Here is a 19,567-nt window from a genome sequence, read left to right on the forward strand (position 1 = left end):
AAAAATAATTTCACCCATAGCCTTCCTCCTTTTTGCCTATTTAATTCCCATATCTGCGGCAATTACCATTCTCTGCACTTCGCTGGTTCCTTCGTAAATTTCTGTAATCTTAGCGTCGCGCATCATCCGCTCTACCGGATATTCCCTGGTGTAGCCGTATCCGCCGAAGAGCTGAACTGCCTTGCAGGTTACATCTCTTGCCACTTCGGAAGCAAATAATTTTGCCATGGCTGCTTCTGCAGAATATTTTCCTCCTTCGTCTTTCTTAGACGCCGCACGGTATACCAAAAGACGGGCTGCTTCCACCTGAGTTCTCATATCTGCAAGGGTAAACTGCGTATTCTGGAATGCGGAAATCGGACGGCCGAACTGGATACGCTCTTTCACATAAGCAGCGGCAGCGTCTAACGCACCCTGGGCAATTCCAAGAGCCTGGGCAGCGATTCCGATTCTTCCGCCGTCTAAGGTTGCCATTGCAATCTTAAATCCTTTTCCTACTTCTCCAAGCAGATTTTCTTTCGGCACTTTTACATTGTCAAATACCAGTTCATAGGTTGCGGAACCCCGGATACCCATTTTGCGCTCCTTGCTTCCAAAGGTGAAGCCTTCCATGCCTTTTTCTAAAATAAATGCACTGATTCCCTTATTTCCTGCGCTCTTGTCTGTCATTGCAAAAATCACATAGACGTCTGCATAAGAACCGTTGGTAATGAAAATCTTGCTTCCGTTAAGAAGATAATGATCTCCCTTATCTTCTGCTGTGGAAGCCTGCATTGCTGCGTCTGTGCCGGCGTTGGGCTCTGTCAGTCCAAATGCGCCTAATTTCTGTCCTGTTGCCAGTTCCGGAAGATATTTCTGCTTCTGCTCCTCCGTTCCAAACGCCAGAATCGGCCAGCAGCACAGAGAAGTATGTGCAGAAACGGTAACGCCTGTGCTTGCGCACGCCTTTGAAATCTCTTCCACTGCCAATACATAATCTAAATTGCCCATTCCTACTCCACCGTATTCCTCTGGAATGGGAATTCCCATTACGCCGATGTCCGCCAGCATGGGAATCAGTTCTTCTGGAAAACGCTCCTGCTCGTCAAGTTCCGCTGCAATAGGCGCAATTTCATTTTCTGTAAATTCACGGATTGTGTCACGCAGTAATTCCTGTTCATCATTTAATTTAAATTCCATAACAATAGTCCTCCTGTTTCGCGGTAACGCCCCCTCACTTCGTTTCGGCGGCAAATCGTCAAAAGGCATGAGAGAAACGCTCCGCGTTTGCCTTTTTCCTATCTATACCTTCTAAGAATCTGTTTGCTTGCGATTACGGTTTGGATTTCTCCTGTGCCGCCGGAAATACGTGTGATTCTCAAATCACGGTAAATACGGCTGACACGGCTTCCGCAGAATCCGATTCCCGCCATTACCTGCATTGCATGGTCTACTACCTCGTTGGCTGCTTCAGAGCAGTACTGTTTTGCAATGGAAGCCTCTTCACGTTTTAACATATCGTTGTCCTTATTCCATGCAAAGTGCAGAAGCATATCCCGCATAGAGTAAATCCGCATTGCCATTTCCATAATGTGGTTCTGGATTAACTGCAGTTTTCCAATTTCTTTTCCGAATGCAATTCTCTGGTTGGCGTAACGGCATGCATCCTCAAATGCGCAGAGAGCCTGCCCGTAAGCATTGAATGCGTCAATGAGACGCTCATAATCGAAACCTTTAGAGGTTGCTAACAGTCCGTTTCCTTCGGTACTGAACATATCTTTTTCTTCGATTTCCACATTGTCGAACCAGATATCGTTTACATTTTCCATATGAAGCCCCATGGTTTCCATCGGCTCTTTCTTGCAGTTTGGCACATTGGTGGGCACGAACCAAAGAGTAAGCTGCTCTGGATTCTCACTGTTCTTAGCCAAGGTCAGGCAATAATCGCTTCCCTGGGCGCCGGAAATAAAATGTTTATGTCCGTTGATATACACTTTTCCGTTTTTTCTGGTATATGTAGTCAGAATGGTATCGCTGGACAAATCCGTACCTGCAGTGGGTTCGGAAAATCCCTGGGAATAAGCCGGATGTCCTTCAAAAAACAGAGGCATAAATTTGTCAATCTGTTCTTTGGTTCCGTTTTCCAAAAGAGCGTCTGCTTTCACATGATCCCAGAACAAATAAACTGGAGCTCCGCATCTTCCAAGCGCCTCCATTACTAAAAACATGGTGACAGCCCCTTCTCCGTCTCCGCCTGCTTCTTCCGGCAAAAACATGCTGAAGCAGCCTAATTCTTTCAAAATATCCCAGAACTTCTCCGGGTGCTCATGGTTCTTGTCACAATCCTGGAAATAGCTTTCCAAGTTTTCACGGGTCAGCGCCTCTTCAATTGCCTGTACCATCAATTCCTGTTCCTCTGTAATTCTGAAATCCATAAAAAATTCCTCCTTTTATTTTTACATTTTCTGACAGAACAGCCTTGCTTCCGCCAGTTTTTATTCTGTTATTTTCCATCAGCCAGACTGGCTTTTTGATGCTTTTCTTTTTCTGTCCTTTTTCAGCCAGATGGAATTATTTCCCCTGCCAGTTGGGCTGGCGTTTCTCTAAGAATGCTCTCGGCCCTTCGGTAGCGTCTTCTGTTTTCTCAATGTAATCCCAGCAGCGGTTGCAGAAACGCTGTGCGTCTTCCTGGGATACCTGCGGTGCAATGTGGAAAATCTCTTTGGTGAGACGCAGAGAAATCGGTGCGTTTTTGGCAATGGTCTGTGCCAGCTCCATGGCTTTTTCCATCACCTGATCTGCAGGAACCACATAATTCACCAGTCCCACTTCATAAGCCCGCTGTGCAGAAATCAATTTTCCGGTTAAACACATCTCAGCCGCAATTTTCTGAGGAATCAGCTTTGGCAGACGGATTAAGCCGCCGCTGGTTGCAAGGAGCCCCACCTTCACCTCAGAGAGTCCGAACCGGGCATGGTCTGCTGCCACAATCAGGTCGCAGGATACTGCAATTTCCAGCCCTCCGGCTACTGCGGTTCCATTTGCTGCACAGATAATCGGTTTTGCGCTGACACGCTCTGTAATTCCTGCAAATCCATGTTCCATAATGGTCTGGCATCCACCGTTTTCATCATAAGCGCTTAAGTCCTCTCCTGCGCAGAAGCTCTTCTCTCCTGCTCCGGTAATAATAATGCAGCCAACTTCCGGATCTTTTTCTGCATTGTTCAGCACTTCTTCCATCATTGCTGAAGTCTCCGGGTCAATGGCGTTTCTGCGCTCATTTCGATTAATTGTCACAATCAATACGCCATCTTTTAACTCTGTCAGTACTTTCTTGTTTTCCATTGTTTCCCTCCTGAATTATATTAATCTGTTCCCTTTTCAGGGATTTTTATTATTTCAAATATTTACGCGTTCCTGTTCTGCAGCGCCGTTTTCTTTTCAGGGAGCTTATCGTTACATATACGCCAGATAGGGATTGGTTTTTTTCTCTGCATCCAGCCTGGTAAGCCCTTCATGCCCAGGATAAACCCGGTAATCTCCGGGAATTGCTGCAAGCCGCTTCAGAGACGCCCGCATCTGTTTCATGCTTCCTCCTGCAAAATCTGTCCGCCCAATGCTGCCGCAGAACAAAGTGTCTCCGGTAAACAGCGCATCCCCTGCCTGAAATGTCACAGACCCCGGCGTATGCCCCGGCGTGTGAAGCGTCTGAAATGTAATTCCTGCCAGCTTCAATTCCTGCCCTTCTTCCAGACTTTTGACATTTGCAAACGCCGTTACCGTTGGAAATACCATTCCCATATCATGCTCTTCTAATTCCTTGGGGCAGTCCAGCGAATGACAGTACACTGGAAGCTCTGCCCATCGCTTCTGCAGCCCCGGCACAGCCAGAAAATGATCGTAATGTCCATGGGTCAGAAGCACTGCCTTCGGCACAAGATGTTTCTTTTCCATATAACCAATCAACTTTTCTGCATCATCAGCCGGGTCTATGAGGATGCATGCTCCTTGTTCCTGTCCTGTCACAAGATAGCAATTTGTCTCAAACATCCCCAATACAAACTGTTCTATCTGCATAACCGCCTCCTTGTGTTTTCCATCCCAAAACGCCAGGATTTAATTTATGAAAAATCATCTGTCAGTCCGGATTTTTAAAACATATGCTCCCCTGCCACTTCATCATCAATTAGTTTCTGAATCTCTGCTTCACTATAACCAACAGACGCCAGAATATCCCTGGTGTCCTGCCCCAGCAATGGGGAACCTCTGTGAATGGGGCAAACCTCATCATTAAACCGGATTGGATTATTGTAAAACCGGATAGTTCCAATCTTATCCTGCCATGCAAAGGATGTTGCTTCTGTCTGGTTGGCATGGTCTGAGGTATAGGCCTCAATAAACGGAAGCATTTCCGAAGCCGGAACTCCCGCTGCCAAAAGCTTCTCTTCCGCCTCTTTGCGGAACATAGTGCGGGTCACCCCTTCAATCTGCTCCACAAGCGCATCCCTGTTGGCAATCCGCCCGGCGTTATCTGCAAACCTGGGATCTTCCGGAAGTCCAAGGGCCTTCTGCATGCTCTTCCACCGTTCCTCGGTATCTGCGATAATGGATACCCAGCCGTCTCTTGCTTCAAAGATGCCGTAAGGCGCCACAAATCTGTCATGATTGCCGAATCTGGACTGGGCCTCTCCATATTTGCCGTAATCCATCAGGGTTTCTGCACAGGATACCATCACAACATCCGACATGCCCACATCAATCCTGCATCCTTTTCCCGTTCTGCGGGCTTCTATCAGCGCCATCAGCACTGCATTAAAGCCATAAATTCCAGTGAGCGTATCACAGTTGGCGTTTCCGGCCTTCATAGGGGCGCCCTCCGGTTCTCCGTTGCTGGCTGCAAAGCCGCCTCTTGCCGCTGCAATTGCGTCATAACAGGGATATTTCATCAGAGGGCCGCTTGCTCCGAAGCCGCTTAAGGACATGAACACAATCTTTGGATTGATTTCCTTTAACTTCTCATATCCAAGTCCCAGACGGTCAATGGAGCCGCTTTTGAAATTCTCCAGAACCACATCCGCTTCCTTTACCATCCGGTAAATCACATCTTTCCCTTCCTGAGAGGAAAGATCCAGCTCAATGCTCTGTTTATTCTTGTTATATGCACAATATAAGGTGCTCATCCCGTTTACAAAGGGGTCCCAGGTTCTGGCCTGATCTCCGGCATTGTAGCGTTCCACTTTCCAGACTTCCGCACCCAAATCCGCAAACTGCCATGCGGTATACACACCGGCCAGGGCAATGGTAAAGTCCAGCACCTTCATTCCTTTAAATACGCCTTTTGATTCCCATTTGGCCATTTTTCTATCTCCTTTCTCCGTCTTCTGCTATTCTCTGTTTTATTTCAGATGACAGCTTCCGGCATACTCAGATTTTCCTTCAGATAATGCCTTCCGCCCGCATATGCTCCATCTTTTCTCCGGAAATGCCAAGCTCCTTCAGATACCCTTCTGTATCTGCGCCCAATGTTGGAGCCGGAGCAATTTCATCGTCCCCATCCTCAGCGGCGCCGATAAATTTGGCCGCCCGGCCAATCTGCAGAGTGTCTCCCGCCTCAGGATCCTGGATGTGAATTAACATCTTCCGGTCCGCCACCTGGGGATCTTCCGCCAGCTCCTTAAAGGTATTGCAGGGGCCGCCCGGCACCATTGCCTCCCGGCAAATCATATCAGCCTCTTCAATGGTGATGGTTGCAAAATAGTCCCGAAGCTGCTGGTCAAGATCACCGAAATAATTCTCCATGGACCGGGCCGGGTCATGAGCGTAACGGGGATCTTCCGCCCACACATCATTTCCTGCACACTTTGCAAAATTAATCCACTGCACATCGCTTCCGATACTCAAAGAGAACCAGCCGTCCTTACACCGGAACGTATCGGTGGGGTTGGTGGTGGGGAAGCCGTTTCCAATCCGTTTAGGCAGCGTATTCATTCCCAAAAGCCCCTCTACAAAAGTATCATCCAGAGATACCATGGTGTGCCATACGCTGACAGACACCTTCATGCCTTCCCCGGTTTCCTGAGCTTTCAGATAGGCCGCCAGCATGCCTGCGCTTAAATGCCAGCTGCTGTAAATATAAGCCAGCGGAAAACCGAACTTGGTAGGTCGCTCAGGAAATCCTGTCTTTTCCTGCAGACCGGATCTGGAATTAATCAGCAGGTCATAATCCGGCATATCCTTCCATGGCCCCGACTCCCCGTAAGGGGTAAGCACGCCGTAAATAAGCTTGGGATTCACTGCTTTCAAATCTTCATATCCCAGTCCCAGCTTCTTCATTGCCGCCTCCGGCTGATTCACCACCAGCATGTCAAACTGGGGAACCAGACGCTTGAGCACCTCTCCTCCGGCGCTTTTTGTAATGTCAAGCGTCATGCTTTTCTTTCCCCGATTGTAAAACGCCTGATAAATTCCCTCTTTTCCATCTTTGGCCCCGCGCCTGCGGATGGAATCGCCGCCGTGAGGGTTTTCAATCTTAAGCACATCAGCGCCGTAATCGGCAAACATGCTGCCGGTATAGGGATTGCCGTCCGTAAGATCCAGTACTTTCAGTGAACAAAGTGGCTTCATAGTTTCGTCTCCCTTCTTTTACTTTTACGTGAAAACTGACAGTCAAAAAAAATTACTCCTATATCTGTCCTGTTGCTAGGAAGTATAACACGTACTAGTTTCCTAAGTCAAATCACAAAATCAGACAATATTTCAATTGATTTTTTGGTAAAATTGCACAATCAGTTTTTTTCTTCTATGAAATATCATTTTCTAAAATGACGTATTTCCCATGACAAACAGAAAAAACTTTGGAATTTTCAAAATTCAGCCATTGACAAAATCAAATCCATTGATTATGATAAACACATCAAAAATACTTTTTCGTGAAAGTTTCCGAAAAACGTATCAAACCCATCACATAGGAAAGGAAGAACAGGTATATGAAAATCATTGCATGTTGTAAAATCGTTCCAAACGAAGAAGAAATTACAGTTCTGCCAGACCGGACCCTTGCAATGGCAGACGCATCACTGAAAATCAGCCAGTACGACTTAAACGCCTTGGAAAGCGGCAAGACGCTGGCAGCAGAAAGCGGCGGAACCATGACGGCCCTCTCCATCGGCTCCGGCGCTTATCTGGAAAATTCCAAAATCCGCAAAGATATTTTATCCCGGGGCGCAGACGATCTTGCCCTTGTGATTGACAACGATCACGACTTTTCTGATTCCCTGCAGACTGCAAAAGCCATTGCAGGCGCAGTAAAAGCTATGGATTCCTATGACGTGGTGCTCTGCGGCGCAGGCTCCAGCGATCTGTACCTTCAGGAAGTGGGCATCCAGGCTGGAACCCTCTTAGGCGTTCCCGTTGTCAACAACGTAACCGGCATTAAAATTGCTTCTGAACACAGTCTGGAAGTGGAACGGACCCTGGAGGAAGAAGTGGAAGTCTTAGAGGTGACGCTTCCCGCTGTGCTCTCTGTTTCCTCTGAAATTAACGTACCGGCAGTTCCAAGCATGCGTGAAATTATGAAAGCAGGCAAAAAACCTGTGAACACACTTACCATTGACGCAGACATCACCCCTTCTTCCGCCACAGCAGAACAGCTTGCTCCCCAGCAGCAGGAACGCCGTCAGGAAATTGTGGAAGGCGACAACGAAGAGGCTGTAGATGCACTTGTTTCATTCCTGAGAAAAGAAGGATTTTAAGTAGAGGAGGATATTCATTATGGCAATTCAGTCTGTTTTTATTGTTAGTGACAACTATGCTGTCCTGCCGGAATTCTGTGCAGGGGCAAAAAATCTGGCAGATTCCGTAACTGCCGTTGTATTCGGCGATGAAGCTGCCGCTAAAGAATATGCATCCTGCGGCGCAGACAAAATCGTTTACTGTCCGGTTTCTGAAGAAGGCGCACCGGAAGATTATGCTGAAATCATTGCAGCGCTCATAAAAGAGCAGCCCAAAGCAATCGTTATGGTAAACAACAGCATCCGTGGACGCTGCCTGGCAGGCAAGCTTTCCGTTTATCTGGATACCGCTGTTTTGGGAAGCGTCAACGAATTAACGGTAGAAAATGACGTTCTTTGCTGCCGCAGAGTGGTATACGGCGGAACGGCTCAGCGCAAGGAAAGCTTCACAGCCGACTACGGCGTGATCACCATTTCTACCGGTATTTTTGAAGCTCCCCAAGAGACTTCCGGAAATGCCGAAATCCTTCCGATTCCGGGGGAACCGGCTGCTCCTATCCGCAGAATTTCCCGCAGCGAGAAAAAGGAAGGCACGGTTAACCTGGTTGCCGCAAAGCGCATTGTAGACGTAGGCCGTGGCCTTGCTTCCGAAGAAGATCTTGAAATGTGCAGAAACCTGGCCAAGGTTCTGGACGCTGAGGTTGGCTGCTCCCGTCCGGTTGCTGAGAATAACAAATGGATGCCTAAGGCATGCTATTTAGGAATCACTGGTGTACAGGTAAAACCGGAACTGATTGTTGTGCTGGGCGTATCTGGTCAGGTACAGCACATCGGCGGCATCAACAAATCCAAAGTAATTGTTGCCATCAACAAGGACAAAGCAGCTCCCGTTTTCAAAAATGCTGATTTCGGGCTGGTAGGCGATATGTACAAAATTGTACCGGCTTTAATTGAAAAGCTTTCTTAAAGGCTTTTATAAATAATAATATTTTTTCCAGGAGTTACAAAGGAGCATTGTTATGATAGCAGATATTGTAGGAAACCGTACTTTAAAAAGCCAATGGGATGAAACCGTAACACTTTATGGGAAAAACCTTTTTTTGAAATATATATCCATACAAGATGAAATTTGTTCTTTCACTTATCAGGAATTTGATCGGAAGGTTAAGCAGGCTGCCAACCTGCTTTCGGATCTGGGCATTCAAAAAGGCGATTTTGTGGCGCTTCACCTGCACAACCGGCCGGAATATCTGGTCTGTTGGCTGGCAATCGCCCAAATCGGCGCAGTCTCGGTCCCAATCAATGAACATTTTCAGTCCGGAGAATGCAGCTATATCCTCCAAAAATGCGACATCTCCCATCTGATTGCAGAACCATGCTCCATTGGAATTTACCTGGAACTCTATGATAAGCTCCGGCTGAAAACGCTGCTTTTAGCCGGCGGAGAATCGGAGAATCCAAGAGTGATCTCTCTGGAACCTGCCTTAAAGCAGCAGCCGGACTCTTTAAAAAAGCAGACAGAGGTATGCTCCGAAGATACTGCTGTCATCCTGTTCACTTCCGGCACCACCCGCCATCCCAAGGGCGTAATTTACACCCATTGTAATGTGATTTACGGCGGGCTGCTTCATGCAGAGCAGATCTGTATGCGCACCGGGGATCGTTTTTTGACCTCCATGCCCTGTTACCATATGGATTTTCAGGAAATGGCTGCAGCCCCTGTAATTTGCACCGGGAGCACATTAATTATGTCGGAACATTACAGTGCAAGGCGGTTCTGGCGCCAGGTTTACGAACACAAAGCAGATTTTACCGATACCATGTCCCTAATGAACCGCACTTTGCTGATGCAGCCTGTTCAGCCTTGGGAAAAGGAACACAGCCTGAAGCAGATTTACTTTTCCATGGGATTAAGCGACCAGGAAAAAGAAGCCTTTGAAAAGCGTTTCAACGTCCGGCTTTTAAACTCTTACGGCATGACGGAAACGGTTTCCGCCGTCACCTGCGTGCCTCCCTGGGGCGACCAGCACTGGCCCTCGGTGGGCCGGCCTGCCCTTTCCTACGAAATAAAGATTGTGGATGAGCAGGGAAACGCCCTTCCCCCAGGAACGGAAGGAGAAATCTGTGTCCACGGCGTACCCGGCCGCTCTCTGGTACAGGGCTATTACCAGGATGAAGAGGCCACCAAACGGCTGCTGGACGAGGAAGGCTGGCTTCATTCCGGGGACTGGGGCTATCTGGACGAGGAAGGCTGGCTCTTTTTTCTGGGACGCTGCGGCCAAATTATCAAGCGTTCCGGGGAAAACATCAGCTGCACGGAGGTGGAATGCGTCCTGACCTCCCACCGCCTGATTTCCGACGCTGCCGTAATCGGTGTGCCGGATTCCATCCGGGGGCAGGCAGTGAAAGCTTTCATTCAGCCAAAAGAAGGCGAAACCTTAAGCAAAGAGGATGTGATCGGTTACTGCGAACAACATCTTGCCAAATTCAAAGTTCCTACCCAGATTGTATTTGTCACGGAATTTCCCCGGACTGCAACTGGGAAAATCAAAAAAAATCTTCTCAACCAGGAGGAATCAGAATGAACATACTTGTATGCATTAAACAGGTGCCGGATACTACTGAAATCAAAATAGATCCGGTAAAAAATACACTGATCCGCGAAGGCGTTCCATCCATCGTCAACCCATTTGACGGTTATGCACTGGAAGCCGCTGCCCGCATCAAGGACAAGAATCCTGACGTCAAAATTGTCGTGCTTTCCATGGGACCGGCACAGGCCAAAAATGCTTTAAAAGAATGCCTGGCCATTGCCGCTGACAAGGCGTATCTCCTTACTGACCGGGCTTTCGGCGGTTCTGACACGCTGGCGACCAGCTATATTCTCTCCCAGGCCATCCGCCATGTGGAGACATTAGAAGGCAAGTTTGACCTTATTTTCTGCGGTAAACAGGCCATTGACGGGGATACGGCGCAGGTTGGCCCTGAAATTGCAGAGCACCTGGGGCTTCCCCAGATTACATATGGACTGGAAGCTTCCGCAGAAGACGGCAAAGTCATTGTGAAAAAGGAAGTAGAAGAAGGCGTACAGGTAATTACCGCCTCTATGCCCTGCCTGGTAACCTATACCAAGCCTTCCTGGGACCCCAGATATCCCACTCTGAAACGTAAAATGGCTGCCAACCGTGCAGAAATTCCTGACATTACCGCCGCAGACCTGACAGAAATCAATTTGGAACAGGCCGGCTTAAAGGGCTCTCCCACCAAAGTAAAAGCAACTTTCGTACCGCCAAGGAAAAGCGGCGGCATAATCATTCAGGAGGATACTCCTGCTGAGAGCGCCATGAAGCTGTTTGCACTGATGAATGACGGCGGGTTATGCTCATAAATTGCGAGTATTATAAGGAGGAATCGTATCATGGAAGTCAAAAGTAAAGACCTTTGGGTATTTATTGAAACAAAAGAAGACGGCTCACCGAAAAAAGTCGGCCTTGAGCTTTTAAACCCGGGCAAGGATATGGCAAAAAAACAGGGAGGCGCATTAGTAGCTGTTGTCATCGGCTGCAGTGTTGACGCTTCCGTGGAAGCTGCTTCCCGTTACGGCGCTGATACTGTGATCGCAGTGGATGGAGAAGAGTTCAAAGAATACTCCACAGACGCTTATACCATTGCCATCACCAAGCTGGTGGAAAAATACGGCCCTACCAGCATGTTAATCGGCGCAACTAACAACGGCCGGGACTTAGGCCCCAGAATTGCCTGCCGCCTTCACACCGGCTTAACGGCAGACTGCACCGCTCTTGACATTGACGAGGAAACCGGAAATGTGGCGTGGACCCGTCCCGCCTTCGGCGGAAATCTGATGGCAACGATTATGTGCCCGGAGCACCGCCCCCAGATGGGCACCGTCCGCCCCGGCGTATTTAAGATGGCAGAGCCTTCGGATCGTAAGGCAGAAGTGATTCACGAGGACATTTCTGTTCCTGCAGAGGATATCCGCACTCAGGTGATCGAGTTAATCCGGGAACTGGATGCAGAAACGGTAGACTTAGAGGGTGCACAGATCATTGTCTCTGGCGGCCGCGGCGTCAAAGGACCAGAGGGATTTGAGCCAATCCGGGCGCTGGCAGAAGCTTTAGGCGGCACAGTAGGCGCTTCCCGGGCTGCTGTGGATTCCGGCTGGATTCCCCATGCGCACCAAGTTGGACAGACTGGCAAAACAGTAGGGCCCAAACTCTACATTGCCTGCGGAATCTCCGGCGCTATCCAGCATTTGGCCGGCATGAGCAGCTCTGACCGGATTATTGCCATCAATAAAGATCCGGATGCGCCTATTTTCGGCGTGGCGGATTATGGCATTGTGGGAGATTTGTTTGAGGTGCTTCCAGTATTAACGGATGCCATTAAGAAGGCGAAGGCTTAGAATAAAGAGATTTAAAATTGTCTATCAGAGAAAGGGGTTGTTGGGAAATTTGTCTTTTCCTGACAGCCCCTTTGTTCTATAACTTGAAATTAAATAAACATATTAAAGTTAAAACTGAGCATATATCCTTTTTTCAAATGATAATGCTCTAAATATCTCAAAAGCTGTTCTTCCCTTCTCTCATGATACGCAATCATCTGCATCTGAAAATCCATACTTACCACATAATATTCGTCTTTTAAATATTCTTTCAGAGCAGGGAGCGTTGTGGTTTTCCCATATTGGCGGACACGGTTTAATGTAAAATATTCTCCCCGGCAATCAGTTTTTTCATTCCGGCCAGACGGGAACTGATGTCTATCTAATAATTGCCTATTCCATTGATAATCGGCTTTAAATTAGTCTGTGATAATCTGATCCACTATCGCTGATGTGTCGGCAATATAATGCAGAGAGGGAACACAGATTCCTGTGACGTTAAATCTTTTCTTCATATAAATTCCCCGTTCTTTTCTTTGTTTCCATGATACGCACATTTTGAACTTACTCACATTTTAACGGAGGCGGGAAGAATATGCAAATACTTATTTTCAATGGCTGTCGATCGTTCTCTGGAGCCTCTATATTACAAAAGATTGTCCGATACCTTCTGGCACTGCTGGCACCCGGTATAACACTGCATCCAAAAAGGGCTTCCACAGAAAAATAAACAAGTTTCAAATGAATTCTTGCAGATTTCTATCATCAAATGATATACTTAAAGCCATACCACACAGAAAGGGTGACAATCCTATGGGATTTTATGTAAATCCTCCGGCAGATGCATTTCAAGCGGTTTTAAAATCAAAAATTTACATTGATAAATCTGAACAGGCATGATGTACTATTTTTTGATATTACATCTTTTATTTCCATGGCAGATACAATTAATGCCACAGTCCGAAATTTGCAAGCTGATATCATCCAGGAATTAACCGAAGCATTTCCAGACTGTGTAACCAAAAGCACTGTTTAAAGCACTCATGCAGATTCATGCAAAAACCGGAAGAAAATTTTTCATCATTATTGATGAATGGGACGCATTATTCCGTGAGGCAAAAGAGAATACAAGCTTACAATTAGAATAAGTCCGCTCTATAACTCTGGGAAGGAAAATTTACATACTCTGCGATCATCGACAAGGTTTCATTGGAATAGAGCAGCAGATTCGAAGAACGCTCCACTTTCACTTCATTTACATAATCCTGAAAACACATCCCTGTATCCTTTTTAAATAACCGGGACAAATAACTGCTGCTGATTCCCAGCATTCCGGCAATCTGATCCAAATATATTTTCTCCCGGAAATGTTTCTGGACATAGTCTTTGCATTGTTCCGTATAACCGGAGGTATGGCGCCTGTGTTTCTGGGCTTTTACTCCCTTTGCCAGGTAATACAGGCCCTTCTCCCAGCTCTCTGAAATTCCATAATGATGGTAAAATCTGTGATTTTCCACACGGCTCATCACACTTGAGCTTATAGGGCCGATAAAATAATACAGTTTTTCATGTTTGATGCAGATAAAATAAATACCGAACTCATCCGGATAAATTACCGGAAGCTCCTGATTATCTGCAGCAAAAATAAGATATTCCCGAAGCTCCCGATTCTCATAGATGGGATTGTACCGGGGATTTTCCTCATAGGAAATCAACTTCTGTTCTCTCAGGCAATATATGCCCGTATGCAGCAAATGAGATAATTGTACAAATGTATACTTTTGCGTGTCTGATTTCATCCTATCTCTTCCTGTTGTTTGATATGCCAGAAACTACAGATTCAAAGCCTCTGCCTGCTTGTTTTATTCTTTTATTTTAGCACATACCAGAAACTGGGAAATGCTTTTTTTCATATACACGCTCTGAAGCATAATGGCAATCTCAATGTCCCTTTGGCCCTTTTGGGACTGGCCGGGCAAAACAGCAATTTAATGCATCGCAAAAATTTCTCCCTGCAAATCAGAAAGATCGGCAAAGGGAATCTGTGTATCCAGGATTTTTAAAACTCCGGCGGTTTGATCTATCCCGGACACCTCACCTGTTATTTTCAAATACTGCCCATCCCGGAAATACTCTGCCGTGACAAAATCTCCGCTGCAAATCCGGCGCAGCCTTCGGTCAAGCTCCTCTTCCCAGTCCCGGGGCAATGCTTTCCTGGTTTCTGTCACCCGCTCTTTCTCTCTCAGAGCCTCCTGGAATCCTTTCAGGGCGTCAAAGGGCATAAACTGTTTGGCCCGGGCTCCGCGATCCATTTTGGGATATCTTCTATTCACCGCTTCTATGCCCTCCAATCTGGCGGTTTCGTTTCATGGCTGTCCCTGCTTCCAGCAAATCCATCCCCCGGACAAGGGCGTTTTTCCCAAACCGCCTTTTTATTTCAAGAACCGCCTGCTGCAATTTTCTCTCCCGTTCCACAGCCTCATAATCGGTAAACAGCTCATATTGTTCATAAGCTTCCGCCCCAATGCCGCTGCAAGTCACATTCAGTCTGCGGATTGGCCTTCCCCTCTGCACAATTCGATCATACAGCCTGAGCACACAGGGAATAATTTCCTGATAGCTGTTTGCCGGGGCAGGCATGGATACGCTGCCTGCGGCGGGCTTCATGGCTGTTTCATGGGAATAGCCCACCACAAGGGAAACAGACCGGGCCGTAAGCCCCTGGTCTGCCAAATCAAGACAGAGAGCGTCCACCATTTCTTTGATCAGCAATCTGCACTCTTCAAAAGAATAGTCCCTGAGAAGCACCTGCCCGCTGGAAAGGGAGCTGCTTTTGGGCTGATAGGACTTAATGTCTGCCATGGTTGCACTTTCTCTGCCCCAGGCATGGTCAATGAGAAGTTCTGCGTCTATGCCGAACATCCGATAAAGCATCTCTTCCTCTGCATGGGCAATCTCCCCCATGGTCAGAATCCCCGCACGGGCAAGGCGGTTTGCAATCCCCTCTCCCACTCTCCAGAAATCCGTAAGAGGCCTGTGGTTCCACAAGGTTTTCTGATACAGCGCTTCATCCAGATAACCGATCGAATCCTCTGTCTGCTTAGCTGTGAGATCCAGCGCCACCTTCGCAAGATACAGATTTGTACCCATTCCTGCAGCTGCAGGTATCCCAGTGGTCTCTTTTATGTCCGCCATAATCTGCACTGCCAGTTCCCTGGCTGTCCGCTGATATAATTCCAGATACTGGGCAACGTCCAAAAATGCTTCATCAATGGAATAAACATGAATATCCTCCTTGGCAAGATATTTCAGGTACACTGCATAAACGTCTGCAGAATATTCGATATAACGCTTCATTCTGGGCGGCGCCATGATATATTCCACATGCGCGGGAATCTGATATACCCGGCAGCGGTTTTTGATTCCAAGAGCCTTCATGGACGGAGAAATGGCAAGGCACAAGGCTCCTTTTCCCCGCTCCGGATCGGCCACAGCCAGATTGGTTTTCATAGGATCCAGTCCCCGCTCGACACATTCCACGGAGGCGTAAAATGATTTTAAATCTATGCACAGATATCTGTTTTCTTCCATATTTAGACATTCTCCAATCTGAATTGCTGAAGTTAGTATCTGTGATTTCACAATTATTATTACGAATAACAGGAGGCTGCCAATAAATGATTTGGTCCGCATCCATCAAATATTCCGAAATCATCTTGCATCTTACTTTCTATTTTGGTACAATTCTGACAGAAAAAAACTCTTGCTGTACTGTTTTTACTTAGAAAATTCGAAGAGGCGTTTTAAAATGAAAGTATTGGTCAGCTCCTGCCTAATGGGAATCAACTGTAAATATAATGGGAAAAATAACAAAAACCAGTCAGTCATCCATTTCTTAAAAGAGAAAGACGTCATCTGCATCTGCCCGGAACTGCTGACAGGCATGGGCAGTCCCCGGCCCTGCGTGGAACTTGTAAACGGCGTTGCCATGGACGAAAACGGAAACAATGTGGACCGGGAGTTCCGCTCTGCAGTAGCCCTTGCTTTGTCTCAAATTCAAAACGAAGAGATAGATTTTGCCATACTGCAGTCCAGAAGCCCCACCTGCGGCGTCAATCAGATTTATGACGGCAGCTTTACCGGAAAATTAATTCCAGGCATGGGCTTATTCGCAAAAGCGTTAAAGGAGAAGGGTTACAGGGTCATAGACGCAGAAGAACTATAAAAGAATAACTGCAGATTTGGAAAAAGAATATGAAAGAGAGCGGCAGCAAGTTCCGCTCTCTTCCTTCAGTAATTCAGTTATTTTCTTTTATCAGATTATTCAAACTCTTTCTTATGCTTCTTGAAAAACTCATAAAAATACCGCACATTGGAAAGCTCGCTCCATCGCCTTTCCTCCAGCTCCCCGGAATCCAAATCGTAAATTTTGGCGTTCAAAGTCCCCAGCAGAAAAGGAGAATGGGTGGCAATGATAAACTGACACCTTAAAAACCGGGCCATTTCATTGAGCTGTTCTGCAAGGGCCACCTGATTGGCCGGTGAGAGGGACACCTCCGGCTCATCCAGCAAATACAGCCCGTCCGGTTCAATATAATCTTCCAGCATCTGCAGCGTAGTCTCGCCATTGGAATATTTTTCCTGGGAAAAAATTATATTTTCCATGGCCTTTTTCATCTGCCAGGAATTCTTAAGATTTTCCCTCTGTTCTTTCGGCATTCCTCTGCGGATATGCTCATAAACATATCCGTCCGCCAGAACCTGTTCCTGTTGAATTTTCTTGATTTCATACAGAATATCTTCACTTTTGATATATCTGCTTTCCTTGGGAATACGGACAACGCTTCCATCCTCTTCCTCCCCGGGAGTGTATCTGCATTCCCCAATAAACCGCATAAAATAAGAGCAAGGGCCAAACATATTACAGGAGGCGTACTCCTGCCCTTTCAATCCCAGCTTATTGGCAATGATATTGAGCATGGTAGATTTCCCGGAAGCGTTGCCGCCATACAGAATCGTAATAGGACGAAACAACAGCACCCTTTCCGTCATCTTTGCAAATACATGGTAAGGATATAGATTGGGATTTTTCACTGTCTGATCGGAAAACATAAAACTGCTCAAATAAATCAATCTTCCGTACCCCTACTCCTTCCCATTCCAGCAATAAGTGCAGAGCCTGCATTTCTCCAGTCCCGTAGCATCCAGCATATCATCCAGCCGGTTAAACCTCAGAGAGGTAAATCCCTGCTCCTTACGCATTTCCTCCACCATCTTCTCATACCGTTCTGACTCCGGGTCTGCATATTCGGCCAGAATCTCCTCCGTCACCTTCCCGTGCTCCAGCTTATCAATAACCCGGCGGGAAAACAAATCCATATCCGAGGTGGAACGAGAGAAGTTCAGATATTTACAGCCATACAATATCGGTGGGCAGGCAGGCCGGACATGCACCTCTGTGGCTCCGCTCTGATACAGGAATTCCACCGTTTCCCGAAGCTGGGTTCCCCTTACAATGGAATCATCAATCATAATCATGCTCTTGTCCTGAATCAAATCCTTTACCGCCAAAAGCTTCATTTTGGCAATCAAATCCCGTTTGCTCTGAATGGTGGGCATAAAGGAGCGGGGCCAGGTAGGAGTATATTTGATAAAGGGCCTGCTAAAGGGTATGCCGGATTCATTGGCGTATCCGATTGCGTGAGGAACCCCGGAATCCGGAACTCCTGCCACAATATCCGGTTTCACATCATCCCGCATTGCCATCTTCCTGCCGCAGTGATAGCGCATCTTTTCCACATTCATTCCCTCATAGGAACTGGCAGGATATCCGTAATAGACCCAGAGAAAGGTGCAAATTTTCATTTCATTTCCAGGCTCAGACAAGGTAACGCAGTCCTTATCCGTCACCAGGACAATCTCACCCGGCCCCAGCTCTTTATAATCCGAATAGCCCAGATTATGATAAGCAAAATTCTCAAAAGAAATACAGAACGCATCCTCCTTTCTGCCGATTACCACCGGAGTTCTTCCGTATTTGTCCCTAGCGGCGTACAGCCCCGCCTGATTCATCAGAATCAGGGACAGAGAGCCATCCACGGATTCCAGTGCATAACGAATGCCCTCGATCAGATTTTCTTTCTGGTTAATCAACGCCGCCACAAGCTCCGTAGCATTGATCTCTCCTCCGCTTTGCTCCATAAAATGAGAATGGCCGCCGTCAAACAGCTGCTGCAGCAGCTGATCGCTGTTATTGATTCTTCCTACTGTAGTAATCGCATAAGTCCCATGATGAGATCGTATCATCAGCGGCTGAGGTTCATAATCAGAAATGCACCCAACGCCAAACCATCCTTTCATTTCACTGAAATCTTTATCAAATTTCGTCCGGAAGGGAGAATTTTCGATATTATGGATTGCCCGGTTAAAGCCTTTTTCCCCAAATACCGCCATTCCGCCCCGTCTGGTTCCAAGATGGGAATGATAGTCAATGCCGAAAAACAAATCGAATACGCAATCCTGCTGTGATGCTATGCCAAAAAAACCGCCCATTTTTCTATCCTCTTTCCTTTCTGTCCTGTGATCCGCCGCTGCTGCTTTTTGTCAAACGCTGCGGAATATTTCATGTCAGGCATTATTATACATGGTTTTCCTATTATTGTGCAATCATTTACTGATATATTTTTTCGTAAATTTATAAAATTTAAACATCCACTGTACATATTCTTCAATTATGTTTATAATAAGAAAAGCCTACGCTGAACCATTTCCGTAAGTCCTGATAAGGGAGGTAATTACTTCATCATGCATCATCAAATTATAGATTATTTTCAAACCAACAGCGGCCGCTTCCTTACCATGCTCACAGACCATCTCAGAATCAGCCTGTGCTCTTTACTGATTGCGGTACTGATTGCAGTGCCCGCCGGTTTTTGCTGCGTCCGGTTTTCCGCTCTGGAAAAACCTGTTTCCATGGTATTTGGAATCCTCCGGATTATTCCAAGCCTTGCCATTCTTTTGCTGATGCTTCCGGTTCTGGGCACCGGAGCTGTTCCTGCCGGAGTTGCCCTGGTGCTTCTGGCTATCCCGCCCATTCTGGAAAATACTGCCGCCGGATTAAAAGACGTTCCACCTTTTATGCTGGAAACCGCCCGGGGACTTGGAATGACGGAAAGGCAGGCCTGGATCAAAGTCCGGTTTCCCCTGGCGTTTCCGTTAGTCCTTACCGGCATGAAAACCGCCGCAGTGGAAATCATTGCCAGCGCAACCCTGGCGGCAAGAATCGGCGCAGGCGGACTGGGAGATCTGATTTTTACAGGCATCGGCCTGTTTCGGACAGATCTTTTGCTGATTGGCGGCCTTTCGGTGGCGCTGCTGTCATTTTCCATCGGATTTTTCTTTTACTTATTGGAAAAAATAATAAGATACCCGTGATCCAAATGTTTTGCCGACAGAT

At 47.0% G+C, this 19,567-nt stretch carries 18 protein-coding genes and 1 pseudogene; 7 read left to right on the forward strand and 12 right to left on the reverse strand.

Translation table 11 applies throughout. The annotated features are described in order from the left end of the window. Positions 1-36: 36 nt before the first annotated feature. The 6 genes from E5329_RS01010 to E5329_RS01035 form a co-directional block, all read right to left on the reverse strand. On the reverse strand, positions 37-1,179 hold the full coding sequence (locus E5329_RS01010) for an acyl-CoA dehydrogenase (RefSeq protein ID WP_135987712.1): 1,143 nt from the start codon (positions 1,177-1,179) through the stop codon (positions 37-39). 98 nt (positions 1,180-1,277) lie between these two features. After that, positions 1,278-2,414: an acyl-CoA dehydrogenase family protein gene (locus tag E5329_RS01015; RefSeq protein ID WP_135987713.1), complete on the reverse strand. Its 1,137-nt coding sequence runs from the start codon at positions 2,412-2,414 to the stop codon at positions 1,278-1,280. A gap of 136 nt (positions 2,415-2,550) precedes the next feature. After that, a complete protein-coding gene (locus E5329_RS01020) occupies positions 2,551-3,324 on the reverse strand; it encodes an enoyl-CoA hydratase/isomerase family protein (protein WP_135987714.1) in 774 nt (257 codons plus the stop codon). Between the two features lie 111 nt (positions 3,325-3,435). After that, positions 3,436-4,056, reverse strand: coding sequence for an MBL fold metallo-hydrolase (locus tag E5329_RS01025; RefSeq protein ID WP_135987715.1), 621 nt, complete (start codon positions 4,054-4,056; stop codon positions 3,436-3,438). A gap of 74 nt (positions 4,057-4,130) precedes the next feature. Continuing rightward, positions 4,131-5,336: a CaiB/BaiF CoA transferase family protein gene (locus E5329_RS01030; protein WP_135987716.1), complete on the reverse strand. Its 1,206-nt coding sequence runs from the start codon at positions 5,334-5,336 to the stop codon at positions 4,131-4,133. Between the two features lie 79 nt (positions 5,337-5,415). After that, the gene (locus E5329_RS01035) at positions 5,416-6,603 is read right to left on the reverse strand and encodes a CaiB/BaiF CoA transferase family protein (protein WP_135987717.1); all 1,188 of its coding nucleotides are present in this window, start codon (positions 6,601-6,603) and stop codon (positions 5,416-5,418) included. 362 nt (positions 6,604-6,965) lie between these two features. Here E5329_RS01035 and fixA point away from each other — a divergent pair, with 362 nt between their 5' ends. From fixA to E5329_RS01060, 5 genes are read left to right on the forward strand one after another with little or no spacing between them, the layout of a single operon-like run. Then, entirely contained in the window at positions 6,966-7,730 is a 765-nt protein-coding gene (gene fixA / locus E5329_RS01040; protein ID WP_135987718.1) for a putative electron transfer flavoprotein FixA, read from the forward strand. Positions 7,731-7,749: 19 nt separating this feature from the next. Further along, positions 7,750-8,676 (forward strand): electron transfer flavoprotein subunit alpha/FixB family protein, encoded by a 927-nt coding sequence (locus E5329_RS01045; protein ID WP_135987719.1) that lies wholly within the window; start codon positions 7,750-7,752, stop codon positions 8,674-8,676. 52 nt (positions 8,677-8,728) lie between these two features. Next, the gene (locus tag E5329_RS01050) at positions 8,729-10,294 is read left to right on the forward strand and encodes an AMP-binding protein (RefSeq protein ID WP_135987720.1); all 1,566 of its coding nucleotides are present in this window, start codon (positions 8,729-8,731) and stop codon (positions 10,292-10,294) included. Continuing rightward, positions 10,291-11,097: an electron transfer flavoprotein subunit beta/FixA family protein gene (locus tag E5329_RS01055; RefSeq protein ID WP_135987721.1), complete on the forward strand. Its 807-nt coding sequence runs from the start codon at positions 10,291-10,293 to the stop codon at positions 11,095-11,097. Before E5329_RS01050 ends, E5329_RS01055 begins: the two co-directional genes overlap by 4 nt. 30 nt (positions 11,098-11,127) lie before the next feature. After that, positions 11,128-12,132, forward strand: coding sequence for an electron transfer flavoprotein subunit alpha/FixB family protein (locus E5329_RS01060; RefSeq protein WP_135987722.1), 1,005 nt, complete (start codon positions 11,128-11,130; stop codon positions 12,130-12,132). Positions 12,133-12,233: 101 nt separating this feature from the next. Here the strand turns inward: E5329_RS01060 and E5329_RS32480 are convergent. From E5329_RS32480 to E5329_RS01080, 4 genes and pseudogenes are all read right to left on the reverse strand, one after another. Next, positions 12,234-12,493 (reverse strand): annotated as a pseudogene (locus E5329_RS32480) (hypothetical protein); the annotation flags it as partial. Between the two features lie 757 nt (positions 12,494-13,250). After that, positions 13,251-13,910, reverse strand: coding sequence for a helix-turn-helix transcriptional regulator (locus tag E5329_RS01070; protein ID WP_135987723.1), 660 nt, complete (start codon positions 13,908-13,910; stop codon positions 13,251-13,253). A 189-nt stretch (positions 13,911-14,099) separates the two neighbouring features. Further along, entirely contained in the window at positions 14,100-14,444 is a 345-nt protein-coding gene (locus E5329_RS01075; protein ID WP_275442895.1) for a YolD-like family protein, read from the reverse strand. Next, positions 14,437-15,702: a Y-family DNA polymerase gene (locus E5329_RS01080; protein ID WP_135987724.1), complete on the reverse strand. Its 1,266-nt coding sequence runs from the start codon at positions 15,700-15,702 to the stop codon at positions 14,437-14,439. Before E5329_RS01080 ends, E5329_RS01075 begins: the two co-directional genes overlap by 8 nt. A gap of 217 nt (positions 15,703-15,919) precedes the next feature. On the opposite strand from E5329_RS01080, the gene E5329_RS01085 reads away from it, so the two are divergent. Continuing rightward, positions 15,920-16,336, forward strand: coding sequence for a DUF523 domain-containing protein (locus E5329_RS01085; protein WP_135987725.1), 417 nt, complete (start codon positions 15,920-15,922; stop codon positions 16,334-16,336). 95 nt (positions 16,337-16,431) lie between these two features. Here the strand turns inward: E5329_RS01085 and E5329_RS01090 are convergent, their stop codons facing one another. Together E5329_RS01090 and E5329_RS01095 are read right to left on the reverse strand one after the other, a co-directional pair. Then, entirely contained in the window at positions 16,432-17,235 is an 804-nt protein-coding gene (locus E5329_RS01090; RefSeq protein ID WP_330571873.1) for an AAA family ATPase, read from the reverse strand. 21 nt (positions 17,236-17,256) lie between these two features. After that, positions 17,257-18,663 carry an amidophosphoribosyltransferase gene (locus tag E5329_RS01095; protein WP_135987727.1) on the reverse strand — a complete coding sequence of 469 codons (1,407 nt, stop codon included), beginning with the start codon at positions 18,661-18,663 and terminating at the stop codon, positions 17,257-17,259. Positions 18,664-18,915: 252 nt separating this feature from the next. On the opposite strand from E5329_RS01095, the gene E5329_RS01100 reads away from it, so the two are divergent. Then, positions 18,916-19,545: an ABC transporter permease gene (locus E5329_RS01100; RefSeq protein ID WP_135987728.1), complete on the forward strand. Its 630-nt coding sequence runs from the start codon at positions 18,916-18,918 to the stop codon at positions 19,543-19,545. The last annotated feature ends 22 nt before the right edge of the window (positions 19,546-19,567 follow it).

This window comes from Petralouisia muris (genome assembly GCF_004793545.1).
GTDB classification, from domain to species: Bacteria; Bacillota; Clostridia; order Lachnospirales; family Lachnospiraceae; genus Petralouisia; species Petralouisia muris.

Excerpts from the sequence above, each read along its gene's own strand:
- E5329_RS01010 (WP_135987712.1), bottom strand. The coding sequence starts at position 1,179 with ATGGAATTTAAATTAAATGATGAACAGGAATTACTGCGTGACACAATC.
- E5329_RS01015 (WP_135987713.1), bottom strand. The coding sequence starts at position 2,414 with ATGGATTTCAGAATTACAGAGGAACAGGAATTGATGGTACAGGCAATT.
- E5329_RS01020 (WP_135987714.1), bottom strand. The coding sequence starts at position 3,324 with ATGGAAAACAAGAAAGTACTGACAGAGTTAAAAGATGGCGTATTGATT.
- E5329_RS01025 (WP_135987715.1), bottom strand. The coding sequence starts at position 4,056 with ATGCAGATAGAACAGTTTGTATTGGGGATGTTTGAGACAAATTGCTAT.
- E5329_RS01030 (WP_135987716.1), bottom strand. The coding sequence starts at position 5,336 with ATGGCCAAATGGGAATCAAAAGGCGTATTTAAAGGAATGAAGGTGCTG.
- E5329_RS01035 (WP_135987717.1), bottom strand. The coding sequence starts at position 6,603 with ATGAAGCCACTTTGTTCACTGAAAGTACTGGATCTTACGGACGGCAAT.
- fixA (WP_135987718.1), top strand. The coding sequence starts at position 6,966 with ATGAAAATCATTGCATGTTGTAAAATCGTTCCAAACGAAGAAGAAATT.
- E5329_RS01045 (WP_135987719.1), top strand. The coding sequence starts at position 7,750 with ATGGCAATTCAGTCTGTTTTTATTGTTAGTGACAACTATGCTGTCCTG.
- E5329_RS01050 (WP_135987720.1), top strand. The coding sequence starts at position 8,729 with ATGATAGCAGATATTGTAGGAAACCGTACTTTAAAAAGCCAATGGGAT.
- E5329_RS01055 (WP_135987721.1), top strand. The coding sequence starts at position 10,291 with ATGAACATACTTGTATGCATTAAACAGGTGCCGGATACTACTGAAATC.
- E5329_RS01060 (WP_135987722.1), top strand. The coding sequence starts at position 11,128 with ATGGAAGTCAAAAGTAAAGACCTTTGGGTATTTATTGAAACAAAAGAA.
- E5329_RS01070 (WP_135987723.1), bottom strand. The coding sequence starts at position 13,910 with ATGAAATCAGACACGCAAAAGTATACATTTGTACAATTATCTCATTTG.
- E5329_RS01080 (WP_135987724.1), bottom strand. The coding sequence starts at position 15,702 with ATGGAAGAAAACAGATATCTGTGCATAGATTTAAAATCATTTTACGCC.
- E5329_RS01085 (WP_135987725.1), top strand. The coding sequence starts at position 15,920 with ATGAAAGTATTGGTCAGCTCCTGCCTAATGGGAATCAACTGTAAATAT.
- E5329_RS01095 (WP_135987727.1), bottom strand. The coding sequence starts at position 18,663 with ATGGGCGGTTTTTTTGGCATAGCATCACAGCAGGATTGCGTATTCGAT.
- E5329_RS01100 (WP_135987728.1), top strand. The coding sequence starts at position 18,916 with ATGCATCATCAAATTATAGATTATTTTCAAACCAACAGCGGCCGCTTC.